The organism is Pseudomonas sp. PDM10 (genome assembly GCF_014852295.1).
Lineage (GTDB): Bacteria > Pseudomonadota > Gammaproteobacteria > Pseudomonadales > Pseudomonadaceae > Aquipseudomonas.
Map to the genome: position 1 here is coordinate 1,331,938 of NZ_JACVBJ010000001.1, position 16,822 is coordinate 1,348,759.

Here is a 16,822-nt window from a genome sequence, read left to right on the forward strand (position 1 = left end):
AGGGGCGTCGCCAAGCGGTAAGGCAGCAGGTTTTGATCCTGCCATGCGTTGGTTCGAATCCAGCCGCCCCTGCCATTTCCCTTATACTCATTCAGGTATAACTCAGCCGGCATGCTCGAAAGCATGTATTGGCGCGTCCTCAGACCGTCACTGCGGCAATAGAATCTTCAAGCGTCCTGCTTATCTGCGCCAATAACCCACATCGATTTCATTGCAATACCGTAACCGTGAACCGCCCACTCTCGAGCGACCGCGCTATCATTCGTCTCGCGAGCGTTTGCAAGCGGGATCCTATAACGTTTGACTTTGCCATTTCGGGTGAAGCGCCAGCCGTTCGCAGTCCCGGCGACAGAGTTGAGGACAATGCAGTCGAAACGGCGATTCAATGGTGATAAGTTTCGTGTCGTTAGCAAGATGTTAAAGGTGGGAAGGGCGCGCCTGGTCATGGGCTCGGATGACGGCTACAGCTTCACCGGGAAATGGAAAGACAGAGCAATGCCCCGCAGAAGGGTTACTGAATGCCGAAGAAAAAGCCGGAAAGTAAAGTAGCAGCGACGGCTACTGCTAATGAAATTGAGCGCGCGATCCAAGCCCTGAACAGAATGGCTGAACGCCTTTGGGGAGAGGGTCGAGAGATCGAGGCGAAAGCCCTCCTTGACGCCCTTGATTCTCTAAACAGGGCACTGGACCGGATCAGGATTGGCGAAAGCCGCAGGGTTGTGACTCTTCATTGAAGACAGCCATGCACACCTTTTTGGATATGGACATTCAATGAAAAGCCCCTCTCCACTTGTTTGGCGGAAAAAACGCTAGCGGCGACGATGACATTGTAACCCCGGAAAAATCGGCGCTCGGTGCTTGTACGAGTTCCGGTTTTTATCCGTAACGCTGGCTTAATCAAGCGATGGTGAGATCACGCTTCTTCAGCGTCTTTCAGTAGACAGCTAAGACATTTTTCGAATGGTAACCGCTGTTTTCGAAGACTACATTCCAGCCCATGAAACGTTATCTGCGGTTTTGTATCATCTTGATGATTAGCCTGGCGCTTCCCCTCAGCGGGATGGCGGGCGTTCAGGCACCGACAGAACCTTGCCCAATGAAGACGATGGGCATGGCGATGATGGACGACATGGGGATGGACTGCTGCAACGATATGAAAAGCCCTTCCGAGCACGGCAAACCGTGTAAGCCGGGCCAGGAATGCAAGACAGGCGGCATGCTGCAAGTCTCGATCTTCAAGCCTCCTGTAACCGTATTCAGCCCCGTCGTGATTTCCTTCTTCACCGATTCCCTACCCGTACAGACCCCGTCCGGGGTATGGCGACCGCCTCGCGTTTGATTCCTGTCCCACATTGAGCCTCTTTCCGCATTAGCGGGATGGACTAGCTGCGCGCATGTCTTTTTGACGCGTGCAGTGGATGATCACAGGAATCGTAAACATGAACTCCAAGTGCTATTGCACAGGCTGGTCCCTCGTGGCCGGTCTGGCGGTAAGCGTGCTGGCGTTGCCGAGTTTTGCTGCCGCCTTGACGCTCGATGAAGCGTTGCGGCTGGCCGAAAGCAATGCGCCGTCGCTGACCGCACAAGACGCGAAAATTCAGGCCGCCAGCAGCGCGGCTATTCCAGCCGGCGAGCTACCTGACCCCAAGCTACTGCTGGGTGTGCAGAACTACCCCATTGGCGGTCCGGATCGCTGGAGCATCGACCAGGACTTCATGACCATGCAATTGGTCGGGGTCAGGCAAGAGATGCCCAACAGCGATAAGCGCAAAGCGCGCGTCGAGGTCGCCGATGCGGCCATCGATCGAGCCGCTGCGGAGCGTCGAGTTGAACGTCTGAAGGTACGCCAGTCCACGGCGTTGGCCTGGATCAGCAGCTACTCGGTTGAGCGCAAAGATGCTCTGTTCCAGGACTTCTACAAAGAAAACCGCCTGCTGAGCGATACCGTCCGGGCCCAGATTGCCGGTGGCCGCGCTCAATCCGCCGATGCGGTGACGCCCAAGCAGGAAGCTGCTCAACTGGCGGAGCAACAGGACGATCTGATTCGTCAACGCGCACAGGCCCGAGCGGCCCTCAAACGCTGGATAGGCTCCGCCGCCAACGACAAGCCTGTGGGCAGCCTGCCTGAATGGCCCGTCGATTCCTCAAGCTACTCCCATAAACTGCAACATCATCCTGAGCTGGCAGCGTTTGCGCCGATGACCCGCGAAGCGCAAGCCAAGGTTCGTGAAGCCATGTCGGAGAAACAGTCCGACTGGAGCTGGGAACTGGATTACCAGCGCCGTGGCCGGGAGTTTGGCGATATGGTCAGCGTGCAATTTTCCTGGGATCTGCCGCTGTTTCCTGACTCTCGCCAAAACCCCAAAATCGCAGCCAAACAGGCTGAACTTAGCCAGCTTGAGGCCGAGCGCGAAGCCCTGTCACGCGAGCACACTCAGCAACTGGAAAACGAACTGGCTGACTTTGAACGCCTGAATCGTGCCGTGCGCCGAAACCAGGAAAGCCTGTTGCCGCTGGCCAAGGAAAAGGTCGAACTCAGCATGGCCAGTTATCGTTCCGGCAAAGGCGATTTGAACGCCGTTGTTGCCGCCCGACGTGAACTCATCGAAGCCCGCCTCAAACAGATCGACGTGGAAGAGCAGCGAGCGCTGACCAGTGCGCGGCTGTATTTTGCTTATGGGGAGTCCAGCCAATGATCCTTAAAAAATGGAATGGGGCATTGTTGGTAGGCATCTCGCTGGCATTGGGTGTTGCCGTTGGCTACTGGTTGGCGCATCAGCGCATGAGCGGAGTACCCGCTACCGCCCCCGATCAGAGCCTCAATCCACCGGATGAACGCAAGGCCCTGTATTGGTACGACCCCATGTACCCACAGCAAAAGTTCGATAAGCCGGGGAAGTCTCCCTTTATGGACATGCAGCTGGTTCCTCAGTACGCCAGTGGGGAAGGGGATCGGGCGACAGTCAGTATCGACCCAGGTCTGACCCAGAATCTCGGTCTGCGTTTTACGACTGTCACCCGTGGGGCCTTTGATTCGAGCCTCGACGTGACAGGTGCATTGACGTTCAACGAACGTGATGTCGCTGTGATTCAGGCACGCACCACTGGCTTTGTTGAGCGGGTCTATGCCCATGCTCCCGGTGATGTGCTCAAAGCCAACGCGGCGTTGGCGGATATCCTGGTGCCGGAATGGGCCGCTGCCCAGACAGAGTTTCTTGCGCTGAGGCGCAATGGAGATGCTGACTTGTTGGCTGCGGCCCGCCAGCGACTACGACTCACAGGGATGCCGGCAACACTGATTACTGAGGTAGAGCGTAGCGGTAAGGTTCAGCCCTACCTGACGCTCACCAGTCCCATTGCCGGTGTGCTGCAAGAGTTGAACGTCCGTGCGGGAATGACCGTAGCGACTGGCGATAATTTGGCACGCGTCAATGGCTTGAGCAGTGTCTGGCTAGCCGTGGCCGTTCCAGAATCGGATGCCGGATCGATCACAGTGGGGCAGGCGGTCGAAGCGCGCCTGCCAGCCTTTCCAGGGACAATGCTCAGTGGCAAGGTCAGCGCGATTTTGCCCGAGACCAATCCGGACAGCCGCACCCTTCGTGTGCGGGTGGAACTACCCAATCCGGACGGACGCCTCAGACCGGGTTTGACGGCGCAGGTACGCCTGAACCGTTCGACCGAGCAAAGTGTGTTGTGGGTGCCGAGCGAGGCCGTCATTCGCACTGGCCGACGTGCTCTGGTGATGCTTGCCGAAGACGCCGGCCGTTATCGTCCAGTAGAGGTGCAGCCAGGGCAGGAAAGCGATGGCAAGACGGCGATCTTGAAAGGTCTGGAAGAAGGACAGACGGTGGTTACCTCTGGCCAGTTTCTGCTCGACTCGGAGGCCAGTCTAAAGGGCATTGTTGCCCGCTCAGAGGAAGAGTCACCACCGCGCGTAGCAGCCTCCAGCTTTCATGAAGCGGTGGGGCAGATCGTTGAGATCAACGATAAAGAAGTCACGCTTGCCCATGGTCCTTTCAAGACGCTGGGCATGCCTGGCATGACGATGACGTTCCCACTCGCTAGTCCGGCGCTGATGCAGGGCCTCAAGACGGGGGATAAGGTTCGCATTGCGGTGAGCCAGACCGATGATGGTTTGCGTGTCGAGCGTCTGGATAAATCGGGGAGCCAGCCATGATTGCTGCCCTGATTCGTTGGTCAGTAGCCAACCGATTCCTGGTGCTGTTGGCGACGCTGTTTGTCACGGCTTGGGGCGTCTGGTCGGTGCAGAACACGCCCATCGATGCGCTGCCGGATCTCTCCGATGTCCAGGTGATTATCCGAACCCCTTTTCCGGGACAAGCGCCGCAGATTGTCGAGAACCAGGTGACCTATCCGTTGGCCACCACCATGCTCTCAGTTCCGGGAGCCAAGACTGTGCGTGGTTATTCCTTCTTCGGTGACAGCTTTGTTTACGTGCTGTTCGAAGACAGCACTGACTTGTACTGGGCTCGCTCGCGGGTGCTGGAGTATCTGAGCCAAATACAAAGTCGGTTGCCGGCCAGTGCCAAGCCGGCGTTGGGACCGGATGCGACGGGCGTGGGCTGGATCTATCAGTATGCACTGGTGGATCGCAGTGGAGGACACGACCTGGCGCAGCTGCGCGCACTTCAGGACTGGTTCCTCAAGTTCGAACTCAAGACCCTGCCCAACGTTGCGGAAGTGGCCACCGTGGGCGGCATGGTCAAGCAGTACCAGGTGCAGCTTGATCCACTCAAACTGGCCAGCCTCGGTATCACTCAGGCTGAGGTGACCGAAGCCATCGGCAAGGCCAACCAGGAAACGGGTGGCGCGGTGCTGGAGATGGCAGAGACCGAGTTCATCGTGCGCGCTTCTGGCTACCTGAAGACGCTCAATGACTTCCGGGCAATCCCGCTCAAACTTGGCTCAGGTGGTGTGCCGGTGACCCTTGGCGATGTCGCCACGATCCAATTGGGCCCGGAAATGCGGCGTGGCATTACTGAACTCGACGGCGAAGGCGAGACCGTCGGCGGCGTGGTGATTTTGCGTAGTGGCAAGAATGCTCGCGAGACCATTGCGGCGGTCAAAACCAAACTCGAGGAATTGAAAAGCAGCCTGCCGGCCGGGGTGGAAATCGTCACCACCTACGACCGCAGCAAGCTGATCGACCGTGCTGTGGAAAATCTCAGCCACAAGCTGATCGAAGAGTTCATCGTCGTCGCGTTGGTCTGTGGAATCTTCCTCTGGCACCTGCGCTCATCCCTGGTGGCGATCATCTCTCTGCCTGTTGGTGTGTTGATTGCCTTCATCGTCATGCGTTACCAAGGCATCAACGCCAACATCATGTCCTTGGGCGGGATAGCCATCGCCATTGGCGCCATGGTCGATGCCGCTGTGGTGATGATCGAGAACGCCCACAAGAAGATTGAGGCATGGCACGCGGCCAATCCGGGGGAAGAACTGAAGGGTGAGCGTCATTGGCATGTAATGACCGAGGCGGCGACAGAGGTAGGCCCCGCGCTGTTCTTCTGTTTGTTGATCATCACCTTGTCGTTCATTCCGGTGTTCACGCTGGAAGCTCAGGAAGGACGGCTGTTCGGCCCTTTGGCTTTCACCAAAACCTACGCCATGGCTGCAGCGGCGGGATTGTCAGTGACCTTGGTGCCGGTGCTGATGGGCTACTGGATTCGGGGGCGAATCCCAGGTGAACAACAGAACCCGTTGAACCGGTGGTTGATTCGGATTTATCAGCCTGCCCTGGACGCAGTCTTGCGTCGACCAAAGATCACGCTGCTGGTGGCACTATTGGTTTTTGTTAGTGCGCTATGGCCAATGTCTCGCTTGGGCGGCGAGTTTCTCCCCCCGCTGGACGAGGGCGACCTGCTCTATATGCCTTCCGCTTTGCCGGGACTGTCGGCGCAGAAGGCCGCGCAATTACTGCAACAGACCGACCGCCTGATCAAGACCGTGCCAGAGGTTGAACACGTCTTTGGTAAAGCCGGTCGCGCCGAAACCGCCACCGACCCCGCACCGCTGGAGATGTTCGAAACCACCATCCAATTCAAGCCGCACGAGCAATGGCGTCCAGGCATGACCCAGGAAAAGTTGGTGGAAGAACTGGATCGAGTGGTACGAGTCCCTGGGCTGACGAATATCTGGATACCACCGATTCGCAACCGTATCGACATGCTTGCCACGGGGATCAAGAGTCCCATTGGAGTGAAAGTTGCCGGCACTAACCTATCGGAGATCGATGCCGCGACTCAGGCCGTGGAGCGAGTGGCCAAGGGCGTACCCGGCGTCAGTTCGGCGCTGGCCGAGCGACTGACTGGTGGCCGCTACATCGATGTGGATATCGACCGCAAAACTGCCGCCCGTTACGGACTGAACATCGCCGATGTGCAGTCCATCGTCGCTGGCGCTATCGGCGGTGAAAATGTTGGTGAGACTATTGAAGGGCTCGCACGCTTCCCGATCAACGTGCGTTACCCGCGGGAGTGGCGTGACTCGCTCGGTGCCCTGGAGCAATTGCCGATCTATACCCCGCTAGGTAGCCAGATCACCCTCGGCACAGTGGCGAAGGTCAAAGTCACGGACGGTCCGCCGATGCTCAAGAGCGAGAACGCACGGCCCTCTGGTTGGGTATACATCGACGTGCGTGGCCGGGACATTGCCTCGGTAGTCGCCGATCTGCGTCGGGTCGTCACTGAACAGGTCAAATTGCAGCCCGGCATGAGCCTGAGTTACTCAGGGCAGTTCGAATTTCTCGAAAGAGCCAACGCACGACTCAAGCTGGTGGTGCCTGCCACGCTGTTGATCATTTTCGTGTTGCTCTACCTGACCTTCGCCCGCTTCGATGAGGCCTTGCTGATCATGGCCACTCTGCCATTCGCCCTGACTGGCGGAGCATGGTTCCTCTATCTGTTGGGGTTCAACCTGTCAGTCGCCACTGGGGTTGGCTTTATCGCCTTGGCCGGCGTTTCCGCCGAGTTTGGCGTGATTATGCTGCTCTACCTGAAGAACGCCTGGGCTGAACGTGAAGACCTCGGCGACAGCACTGAGCGCGGTCTGGTGGCGGCGATTCGTGAAGGCGCCGTGCAGCGTGTTCGACCCAAGGCCATGACCGTGGCCGTCATCATTGCTGGCTTGCTGCCCATCTTGCTGGGTAGCGGGACCGGCAGCGAGGTGATGAGCCGAATCGCTGCACCCATGGTCGGCGGCATGGTCACGGCGCCCTTGCTTTCCCTGTTTGTCATTCCGGCGGCCTATCGCCTGATGCGTCGCCGGCACCTCTCAGTTGAACCCATCAACCCTCAAGGAAAAGTCGTATGAAACTGACCCTGATTGCAGTTGCAAGCACCGTATTTACGCTGTCTCTTTCGGCCCACGCAGAGGATATGCCGGGCATGAAAATGGACGGAATGGAGGGCGTGCAGATGAAGCAAGAAACAACGCAGGCTCCCGTCGCCACCGCCGACGGAACGATCAAGGCTTTCGATACTATGAAGCATACGGTGACCATCTCTCACGGTGCTGTTGCAGCGGTGCAATGGCCGCCAATGACCATGGCCTTTTCCGTGACGGAAGATCAGCTGACAGGGCTGACGGCAGGAGACCGAGTATCGTTTTCATTTCGAGTAGAGGGTGGCAGAGCGACGATTGTTTCAATAAAAAAGTGAATCTGCGGTGGTGGAAGCAACCGGCGCGCTATGTCGTGCCGGTTGAATCCAAAGCCGATAGCTGCCGCAGGAGAGTGAGTCATGCCCAGATGCCGCTATTTCAGGTACCACCCCCACGGCTGGTCACTGACGTACTCGGTCACTTGCTTGACCTCCAGGTAATTGTGCAAGCCCCACTGGCCGAGTTCTCGGCCGATACCGCTGTGCTTCATGCCGCCCCACGGCGCTTCGACAAAGGTCGGTTGCGAGCAGTTGACCCAGATAATCCCGGCGCGCAGTTGGTTGGCGACGCGAGCGGTGCGTTGTAAATCGGCACTCATCACGGCGGCAGCGAGGCCGAAGCGACTGGCGTTGGCCATTTGCACCGCTTGTTCTTCTGTCTTGAAACGCTTGATGCACAGTACTGGGCCGAACACTTCTTCGCGCCAGAGGATGCTGCTGTGTCCCGGCTCGTCGAAGATCGCCGGTTCGATGAAATAACCCTCTGGCTGATGCGCCGGTTGCCGACCTCCGGTGAGCAGGCGTGCGCCGCTGGCCAGTCCCTGATCGATAAAACCGAGGACCTTGTCGTGTTGACCTCGGCTGACCAAAGGGCCCAATAACACGCCGGGTGCCAATCCTGGGCCGATGGTGATCTTGCGGGTTTCCTCGACCAGTCGTTCGATCAGCCGCGAGGCGATGTTTTCCTGTACCTGCAAGCGTGAGGTGGCGCTGCATACCTGGCCCTGATTCCAGAAAATCCCGAACAGAATCCACTCCACCGCCGCCTCGACATCGGCATCGTCGAACACGATGAACGCCGACTTTCCGCCCAGTTCCAGGCTGATGTTCTTGATGTCGCGGGCCGCTGCCGACATGATTTTCGCCCCGGTGGGTACGCTGCCGGTGAAGGCCAGTTTGTCCACGCCGGGGTGCTCGGTGAGCGGACCACCGGCATCAGCCCCGAGACCGCTCACGACGTTCAGAACTCCGGCCGGAAGACCGATGCGGTCGGCGGCGGCCGCCAGTTCCAGCGCCGTGAGTGGCGTCAGCTCGGACGGCTTCAACACCAGCGTCGCCCCGGCAGCCAGCGCCGGGGCGACCTTCCACGCGGCCATCAACAGCGGGTAGTTCCAGGGAATGATCTGCCCGGCAACGCCGATCGGTTCATGGCGGATGCGACAGCGAAAACGTGCGTCCGGCAAGGCCAAAGGTTGGTCCTGCTGCTGGTCCAGTTCGCGGGCCAGGCCGGCGTAATAGCGAAAGCAACCAATCGCATCGCCCACGTCCCACTGCGCTTCGGGCAACGGTTTGCCGTTGTCGCGCACTTCCAGTTCCGCCAGCGCCTGTTGACCGTTCTCCAGTTCATCGGCCAGCGCTTCCAGCCACTGCGCGCGTTCGGCGCCGGTGGTTTGGCTCCAGCCGTTATCGAAGGCTCGCCGGGCGGCGCGCACTGCATGATCGATGTCTTCTTCGGTGCCTGCGGCGACCCGATGGAAAACCTGCCCGGTGGCCGGGTCGATCACATCCAGGTAACCGCCCAGGTCCGGGCTGACCCACTCGCCGTTGATGTAAAGCTGATCACGCATGGTGTGACTCCTGGACGCCGGTGCGGCGGTTTTGCAGGTGACGGGAAGTGAACAGCAGCGCCAGCGACGCGCAGATGATGACGGTCGAGACCGCGTTGATCTCCGGCGTCACGCCACGGCGGATGGACGAAAAGATATAGATCGGCAATGTCGTTTCGGAGCCTGCGACAAAGAACGCGATGATGAAATCGTCGAAGCTGAAGGTGAACGCCAGCAGAAACCCGGCCATGATCGCCGGACTGATCTGCGGCAGGGTGACCCGCCAGAACGTTTGCATCGGCGGCGCATAGAGGTCCGCCGAGGCTTCGAGCAAGGCTTTGTCCAGCAAGTCGACGCGGCTACGCACGATCACCATGACCAGTGCCATGGTGAACAGCGAGTGCGCGGCGATCACCGTGAAGAAGCCCATGTTCAACCGTGGAACGCTCGGTATCCAGGCCGCGAGCAACGGGTTGATCAGGTCGAACAGGCTAATGAATGCAATCAGTGTCGAGATGCCGATGACAATGCCCGGCACGATGATCGCGCAATAGGTCAGCGCATCGAACAGCAACCGCACTTTGGCGCCGGCGCGCTGTAAGCCGAACACCGCGAGCGTGCCGAACAGCGTGGCAATCACCGCTGAAGTGAAAGCAATGAACGCGCTATGACCCAGTGCCTCCATGATGAACGGGTTGCCAAACGCGCGACCAAACCACTGCACCGAGCAGCATTCGAACGCCAGGCCGCTGCGCCCGGCGTTGAAGCTGAACAGCACGATCAATGCGATCGGTGCGTAGAGAAACAGGTACAGCGAAGTCGAATAGCTGCGCAGCCACATGTCACAACCCTCCGTCGGCAGGGCGGCCGCCATAGCGCGCCACCAGTTTCAAATACACGCCGATGATCAGCAGCATCATCGCCACCAAGGTCATCGCCAGCGCGCTGCCGAAGGGCCAGTTGCGCGATTGCAGGAACAGATCGACCAATGCGTTACCGACGAAGAACACTTTGCCGCCACCGAGAATGGCCGGGATCAGGAACTCGCCCATCAACAGGATGAACACCAGCATCACCCCGGTGATGATCCCGGGCGCGGAGAGTGGCAGGGTGATCCGCCGGAAACTTTCGAAAGCGCTGGCACCCAGGTCCGCCGAGGCTTCGAGCAGGCGCTTGTCGAGTTTTTCCAGGCTGACGTAAATCGGAAACACCATCAGCGGCAAGTAGCCGTAAACGATGCCGATCAGCACCGCCCATGGCGTATTGATCAGACGCACGTCTTCAAAGCCAAGGCTGGCGAGCAAGGCTGGAATGCCCTTGCCGCTGAGGATGAAAATCCAGGCGTAAGTGCGGATCAGGAAACTGGTCCAGAACGGCACGATCACCAGCGTCAGCAACAGCGAGCGATTGCGGGTGACCTTGACCGCCAGAAAATACGCCAGCGGGTATGCCGCCACCAGGCACACCAGCGTGCCCAGCGGCGCCAGCATCAGCGTGTTACTGAACGCCGCGCCACGGGAACCGAGGTTCAAATAGTTGGCCAGCGTGAAGCCCCCGGCGTAACCGCCCACGGCACTGCGCTCGCCGAAACTGAAGACCAGGATGATCACCAGCGGCATCAACAACAGCAGCAGGAACCACAGGGTCGAAGGCAAGAGCATCAGCAGGGTGATCCGCCGACCGAGGCTGCGCCGCTGGCGAACCTCGACCGACAGGGCGTTGCCCGGCTGCACCGTTTGCGGGTGGGTGACGGCGTTCATGGGGGACTCCTCATTGGCCATGGTCAGGCGATCAGGCGGACTTGAAGCGAGCCATCAGTTCGGCGCGCGCCGGGCTGGTGAGCGTCGTCGCGGCACCGAACTCGAGAGGGCTGAGCGCTTCGGCGGCCGGGTACATGATCGGATCGTCGAGCATGGCGGTGGGCAGCAACGCATCGACGCGTTTGTCGCCGCTCGGGTAGCCGTGGCTCAATACTTCGAGTTTGTTGTGCTGCGGATCGAGCAGGTAGTTGATGAAGGCGTAGGCCGCGTCCTTGTGCTCCGAGCTTTTGGGAATGGCAAAGAAGTCACTCCACAGTTCGCCACCTTCCTTGCCCAGTTCGAACTGCATCTGCGCGTTGTCGCGGTGCAGCTGAGAGGCATCGCCGGTCCAGGACATCGCCAGCCAGGCATCGCCGCTGCGCATTGACGGCTGGATGTCGGAGTTGATGGCGAACAGGTGCGGCTTGACCTCGATCAGCAGTTTTTCAGCATCGGCCAGTTCTTTCGGGTCCAGGGAATTGAAGCTATAGCCGAAGCTTTTCAACGCGTTGCCGATGGCGGTCAGTTGGTAGTCGTGAACCATCGTCCGGCCGCTGGCGGGGCCTTGAGCTGCAACCCAGAATTCTTTCCAGCTTGAGGGGCCGTTCTTCAGTTTGCCGGTGTCGTAGAGCATGCCGGTGGTCCCCCAGTTTTTCGGCACCGCATACACCTTGCCGTCCACCGTTCCTTGGGCCATGAATTTTTGCTGGAAAGCCGACGCCTCAAAGTTGGGAATGCGCGACAGGTCCAATGGTTCGATCAGGCCCAGGCCAACGTAAGTGCTGATGGTGTAGTTGGTCGGCACCAGCACGTCCCAGCCACTGCCACCGGCCTGCAATTTGGCAAGCATCTCTTCGTTGGAACCGAACACGCTCATCGAAACGCGCGCACCGGTGGTTTTGGCGAAGGTGTCGAGGTTTTCCTGGCTGTGGTAATTCGGCCAGGTCGCCAGCGACAGGCGATCGCCCAGCCTGGCCTGCTCGGCGGCTTCGGCGGTGGAGGTCAGCAGGCCGGGCATGTGGGTTGCGACCACCGCTGCGGCAATTCCCAGGCCTGTGCGGCCGAGGAACTCGCGGCGACTGATCGAGCCGTTCTGCCAGCTACGCAGGGTTTTGATAAACGTCTTCTGGTCCATAGCACGCTCCACATTCGGTTGATGAAACGAATCGATGATTTACAACGCCATGGCCAAGCCATTGGCGTGATCCCAGCCGACGCTCACTGCCGCGCCGTGTTCGAATGCATTGGCGCCGTGATCCTGCTGGCGCGGCACACGCACGCAAACCACGCCAAAGGCTTGGGTGCGCACGCGATATTCGGTGGAGTTGCCAAGGTAGATGCGGTCTTCCACGTGGCCTTGCACCTTCACTTCGCGGGTCATGGCGGCGTTGGCGCTGGCGATGCTGATCAGCTCCGGGCGCACCGCGATGCAACCGGCGACGTCTGCGCTTAAGGCTTTGCCGGTAGGCGTCAGTGGGCTGGTCAGTTCCAGCCCTTGCTCGGTGCGCAGCACGACTGAATCGCCCTGCATTTGACGAACCGTGCCGTTGAACAGATTGGATTCACCGATAAAATCGGCCACGTAACGGCTGGCCGGCGCTTCATACAGTTGTTCCGGGGTGGCGGTCTGGATGATCGAACCGTTGTGCATCACGCTGATGCTGTCACTCATCGATAAGGCTTCTTCCTGGTCGTGGGTGACCAGCACAAAGGTGATGCCGACTTCGCGTTGCAGGCGCAGCAATTCGGATTGCATTTCCTTGCGCAGCTTGCGGTCCAGCGCCGCCAGCGGCTCGTCCAGCAGCAACACGGTCGGCTTGTTGACCAACGCCCGGGCCAGGGCCACGCGCTGCTGTTGGCCGCCGGAAAGCTCACTCGGCTTGCGTTGGCCGAAGCCGCTCAGGCGCACCATTTCCAACGCTTCATCAGCCATGCGCAGTTGATTTTTTTTGTCGGGTCGCGGGGTGCTATAACGCAGCCCATAGGCGATGTTCTGCGCCACTGTCAGGTGCGGGAAAAGGGCGTAATGCTGGAACACCATGTTCACCGGCCGCTCAAACGCCGGCACTCCGGCTACATTCTTGCCCGACAGGCGCACTTCGCCGCTACTGGGCTGTTCGAAGCCGGCGATCATGCGCAGGGTGGTGGTTTTGCCGCAGCCGGAACCGCCGAGGAAGGAATGGAATGAGCCGCGGCGCACCGCGAAGTTCAGGCCATTGACGGCTGACACCTCGCCATAGCGTTTGACCACGTTGCAGAATTCGATATCGCTTGGCGAAGTGTCGTTCACGCTGTTGTTCACGAGGCGGGCTCCCTTGCAGTGATGAATCAGTGCGTCGGGGGCCAAACTAGCAATCGGGGTTTTGCGCTGTATATATCCCTTGGGGGATAGAGTCGGTTTCAGGTGTCAGGCTTCGACGACCAGTTCCTGGCCGGTAAGGTCGCGGATAAACAGCCCGAGCAATTCAGACTGGCTGCCGATACCGAGCTTGGCGTAGATGTTTTTGCGGTGAATCTTCACCGTGCCAGGACTGATGCTCAGTTGTTCGGCGACCGAGGCGCTGGAGTGACCGCGTAGCAGCAATTGGACAATTTCTTGTTCGCGGCCGGTGAGGATGTGCGCGCCGAACTGATCGAAGGCTTCGCGGATCTTGAAGTCCAGGTCCTGCGCCGGGCGTGGTTGCTGGGCTTGACGCAAACGCCAGGCTTCACTGATGACCTGTTCAACCACGGCCTGCGCGCACTCGATCAACTGCATCTCGTCACGACCAAAAGCACAGCTGGCAGTGGATCGCATCAACGACAGAACGGCCATGGCGCCGCCACCGAGGTCGACGAAAAACGCCACTTCTTCAGCCAGCCCGGTTTGCTGGTAATACGTCAGGTAATACTCGCCGAGGTAGAAGTGGTCGGGTGCGAACTGTCGCAAACGCCACAGTCCAGGCGCTTGCCCGCGAGTGCATGCCAGGTAGAACGGATCCAGTAAATAGGGCCCGCACTGATAGTCATCGACATACACCGCACGCTTGTCGGCAGCGAAGGTGTCGAACAGCGCCAACGGCCGATGATTGCCTTCATAGACGAACAGAACGAAGTGATCGACCGGGCAGACTTGCCGCAACCAGTGACTTAAGCCTGCTAACCGCGCATGTCCGGGAGGAAGGTCCAGTAAGTGGGCAAGCCCGGTAGTCCAGAGTTTCAGTTCCTTGGGGCGCATGGCGGCTTCAGGCAGGATTGGATCGCATTTAGATGCACAATTTACGCCATGGCTGTTTTGGCCTTGCAGGGCGGGGCGAGTGACGCCGAGGCGTTGAAAAGACGCCTCGTAACAGGGCTGGATGTTACCGAGTGCTACAGGATCAGTATCAGAAGTGATGGGAGCGGCCACCCATGGGGAGGTGTTTGAATTTCGACAGGCTCAAATCGATGGATCGGCCTCGGCATCGCCTATTCAGACTAGACCGCCCTGACAGTTTACTCGTGCTCCCCCGGCACCAAACTCGAAGGCCAGAGGGGTGTTGCTTCATGCTTGTCTGGCCAGCGACTACAGTTTCTACATGACCGGCGAGGAGTTGTCGGTGTTCAGCCTGAGGGCTTGAACATGCCGCGTATTTTCGACGCGTCCTTCGCCTTGACCCGCTCAAAGCGGCCGGCGCAATTGATGGCGGTCGAAGAGGTCAAGGGCGGCGTTCAGGCGACCATTCGCGTCAGCGTTGAAATCGACGGCGAGGAACGTCCCGGCTGTGTGGTCGACACCATCAGCCGTTACTACCTCGAGTGAACCCTTTGGCAGAACATTCGAGGAATCGAGCATGAAAGAAGCCGTCATCGTTTCGACCGCCCGTACCCCGATCGGCAAAGCTTTTCGCGGTGCATTCAATGACACCGATGCCCCGCAACTCGGCGGCCATGTGGTGCGCGAAGCCGTGCGTCGCGCCGGCATCGAGCCGGGCGAAGTGGACGATGTGATCATCGGCGCGGCGGCGCAGCAGGGCACGCAGTCTTATAACGTGGGGCGTCTGTGCGCGATTGCCGGCGGCTTGCCGACTTCCGTCGCCGGGATGGCCGTCGAGCGCCAGTGTTCGTCGGGCCTGATGAGCATTGCCATGGCCGCCAAAGGCATCATGTGCGACGAAATTGACATTGCCGTGGCCGGTGGCCTGGAGTCGATTTCACTGGTGCAGAACAAGCACAAGAACCTGTACCGCAACCAGTCCGACGCGGTGATCGATCTCGATCCTCACGCCTACATTCCGATGATCGAAACCGCCGAAATCGTCTCCGCACGCTACAGCATCTCCCGCGAGGAACAGGACGAATACAGCTATCAGAGTCAGGTGCGAACCGCGCTGGCCCAGAGTCATGGATTGTTCGACCGTGAACTCGCGCCGCTGACCAGCCGCAAGGCGATCTTCGACAAGGCCAGTGGCGAAACCCGCTTTGAGGCCGTCACCTTGCTGCGCGACGAATGCAACCGCATCGACATCACCCGCGAAAGCCTGAGTGCGCTGGAACCGGTGTGGCCGGGCGGTCAGTGGAGTGAAAAGGGCCGCTTCATCACGGCCGGCAACGCTTCGCAATTGTCCGACGGCGCTTCGGCCTCGGTGTTGATGAGTGCCAAATTGGCCGAGAAGCGTGGGCTGGAGCCGTTGGGAATTTATCGCGGGATGGCGGTCGCTGGCTGTAACTCCGACGAGATGGGCATCGGCCCGGTCTACGCGATCCCGAAACTGCTCAAGCGCCATGGCTTGACCGTGGACGACATTGGCCTTTGGGAGTTGAACGAGGCGTTCGCCTGTCAGGTGCTGTATTGCCGCGACACCCTGGGCATTCCTCCCGAATGTATGAACGTCAACGGTGGTGCGATTTCGGTGGGCCATCCTTTCGGCATGTCCGGTGCACGGATGGTCGGTCACGCGTTGGTCGAGGGGCAGCGCCGCGGATTGCGCTACGTGGTGGTGAGTATGTGCATCGGCGGCGGCATGGGTGCCGCTGCACTGTTCGAGGTGGTCTGAGTGGTCAGGGCACAACAGATTCAAGCTACTTTAAGGGGGATCAAGCACTTGGTGCTTAGTCCTGTTTCTTGTTTTGGGGCTGCGCAAAACTATCCAGGGACTTCGGGATTTCCAATCCCTCTATATAGAAGGATTCGTTTTGTTCTTCTCTATAGAGAAGAAACGGGCTGTTTTCCGGCGTTCTGCAAGTGTTTGATAGAAAAGCGTAATTAAGGGTTGACGGCAGATTCTGGAAGTCTATAATTCGCCCCACTTCCGGCGCAGTCGAAACGGAAAACTCCTTGGTAAACAATGAGTTATACGGTTTTCGACAGCGAGTTGCTTCAGGTCATCGAAGCCCAGAAGGAGTTGATCAGGCAGTCTGTTTTTGCCTAATTGACGATTCGATCTTCTCGGTCGACAGCGGTGTAAAAGAGGTGTTGACAGCAGCGAGTAACGCTGTAGAATTCGCCTCCCGCTAACGAGAGATCGCAAGCGCAAGTGGTTGAAGTTGCAAAGGAAACTTTGAAAACTTCGAAAAATAACCGCTTGACAGCAACAGAGGCTGCTGTAGAATGCGCGCCTCGGTTGAGACGAAAGATCTTAACCAACCGCTCTTTAACAACTGAATCAAGCAATTCGTGTGGGTGCTTGTGGGGTCAGACTGATAGTCAACAAGATTATCAGCATCACAAGTTACTCCGCGAGAAATCAAAGATGTAACCAACGATTGCTGAGCCAAGTTTAGGGTTTCTTAAAAACCCAAAGATGTTTGAACTGAAGAGTTTGATCATGGCTCAGAT

At 58.8% G+C, this 16,822-nt stretch carries 13 protein-coding genes, 1 tRNA gene and 1 pseudogene; 9 read left to right on the forward strand and 6 right to left on the reverse strand.

Features of this window, described 5'->3' with window-relative positions:
- The 7 genes from IB252_RS06425 to IB252_RS06455 all read left to right on the forward strand — a co-directional run bounded on the left by IB252_RS06425 (position 1) and on the right by IB252_RS06455 (position 7,679).
- Positions 1 to 75 (forward strand) — tRNA-Gln (locus tag IB252_RS06425).
- 443 nt (positions 76 to 518) lie between these two features.
- Positions 519 to 734: a hypothetical protein gene (locus tag IB252_RS06430; RefSeq protein WP_111452665.1), complete on the forward strand. Its 216-nt coding sequence runs from the start codon at positions 519 to 521 to the stop codon at positions 732 to 734.
- 263 nt (positions 735 to 997) lie between these two features.
- Complete coding sequence (locus IB252_RS06435; RefSeq protein WP_192407516.1) at positions 998 to 1,339, forward strand: hypothetical protein; 342 nt, start codon at positions 998 to 1,000, stop codon at positions 1,337 to 1,339.
- 100 nt (positions 1,340 to 1,439) lie between these two features.
- The gene (locus IB252_RS06440) at positions 1,440 to 2,696 is read left to right on the forward strand and encodes a TolC family protein (RefSeq protein ID WP_192407523.1); all 1,257 of its coding nucleotides are present in this window, start codon (positions 1,440 to 1,442) and stop codon (positions 2,694 to 2,696) included.
- Positions 2,693 to 4,177 (forward strand): efflux RND transporter periplasmic adaptor subunit, encoded by a 1,485-nt coding sequence (locus tag IB252_RS06445; protein WP_192407525.1) that lies wholly within the window; start codon positions 2,693 to 2,695, stop codon positions 4,175 to 4,177. The genes IB252_RS06440 and IB252_RS06445 overlap by 4 nt, the downstream gene beginning before the upstream one ends.
- Positions 4,174 to 7,332 (forward strand): efflux RND transporter permease subunit, encoded by a 3,159-nt coding sequence (locus IB252_RS06450; protein ID WP_192407527.1) that lies wholly within the window; start codon positions 4,174 to 4,176, stop codon positions 7,330 to 7,332. Before IB252_RS06445 ends, IB252_RS06450 begins: the two co-directional genes overlap by 4 nt.
- Positions 7,329 to 7,679 carry a copper-binding protein gene (locus IB252_RS06455; protein WP_192407528.1) on the forward strand — a complete coding sequence of 117 codons (351 nt, stop codon included), beginning with the start codon at positions 7,329 to 7,331 and terminating at the stop codon, positions 7,677 to 7,679. Before IB252_RS06450 ends, IB252_RS06455 begins: the two co-directional genes overlap by 4 nt.
- Before the next feature lie 95 nt (positions 7,680 to 7,774).
- On the opposite strand, the gene IB252_RS06460 is transcribed toward IB252_RS06455, so the two are convergent.
- The 6 genes from IB252_RS06460 to IB252_RS06485 all read right to left on the reverse strand — a co-directional run bounded on the left by IB252_RS06460 (position 7,775) and on the right by IB252_RS06485 (position 14,242).
- The gene (locus tag IB252_RS06460) at positions 7,775 to 9,247 is read right to left on the reverse strand and encodes an aldehyde dehydrogenase family protein (protein ID WP_192407530.1); all 1,473 of its coding nucleotides are present in this window, start codon (positions 9,245 to 9,247) and stop codon (positions 7,775 to 7,777) included.
- Complete coding sequence (locus tag IB252_RS06465; RefSeq protein WP_192407532.1) at positions 9,240 to 10,067, reverse strand: ABC transporter permease; 828 nt, start codon at positions 10,065 to 10,067, stop codon at positions 9,240 to 9,242. The genes IB252_RS06460 and IB252_RS06465 overlap by 8 nt, the downstream gene beginning before the upstream one ends.
- Before the next feature lies 1 nt (position 10,068).
- A complete protein-coding gene (locus tag IB252_RS06470) occupies positions 10,069 to 10,986 on the reverse strand; it encodes an ABC transporter permease (protein WP_192407533.1) in 918 nt (305 codons plus the stop codon).
- Between the two features lie 31 nt (positions 10,987 to 11,017).
- Positions 11,018 to 12,160, reverse strand: a complete 1,143-nt coding sequence (locus IB252_RS06475) for an ABC transporter substrate-binding protein (protein ID WP_192407535.1) — start codon at positions 12,158 to 12,160, stop codon at positions 11,018 to 11,020.
- Between the two features lie 39 nt (positions 12,161 to 12,199).
- Positions 12,200 to 13,327 carry an ABC transporter ATP-binding protein gene (locus IB252_RS06480; RefSeq protein ID WP_412548161.1) on the reverse strand — a complete coding sequence of 376 codons (1,128 nt, stop codon included), beginning with the start codon at positions 13,325 to 13,327 and terminating at the stop codon, positions 12,200 to 12,202.
- A 105-nt stretch (positions 13,328 to 13,432) separates the two neighbouring features.
- On the reverse strand, positions 13,433 to 14,242 hold the full coding sequence (locus IB252_RS06485) for a helix-turn-helix transcriptional regulator (protein ID WP_192407537.1): 810 nt from the start codon (positions 14,240 to 14,242) through the stop codon (positions 13,433 to 13,435).
- 429 nt (positions 14,243 to 14,671) lie between these two features.
- Here IB252_RS06485 and IB252_RS06490 point away from each other — a divergent pair.
- Both IB252_RS06490 and IB252_RS06495 read left to right on the forward strand, forming a co-directional pair.
- A pseudogene (locus IB252_RS06490) lies at positions 14,672 to 14,806 on the forward strand (dehydratase); the annotation flags it as partial.
- A gap of 31 nt (positions 14,807 to 14,837) precedes the next feature.
- A complete protein-coding gene (locus IB252_RS06495; RefSeq protein WP_192407539.1) occupies positions 14,838 to 16,040 on the forward strand; it encodes an acetyl-CoA C-acyltransferase in 1,203 nt (400 codons plus the stop codon).
- Positions 16,041 to 16,822 lie beyond the last annotated feature (782 nt).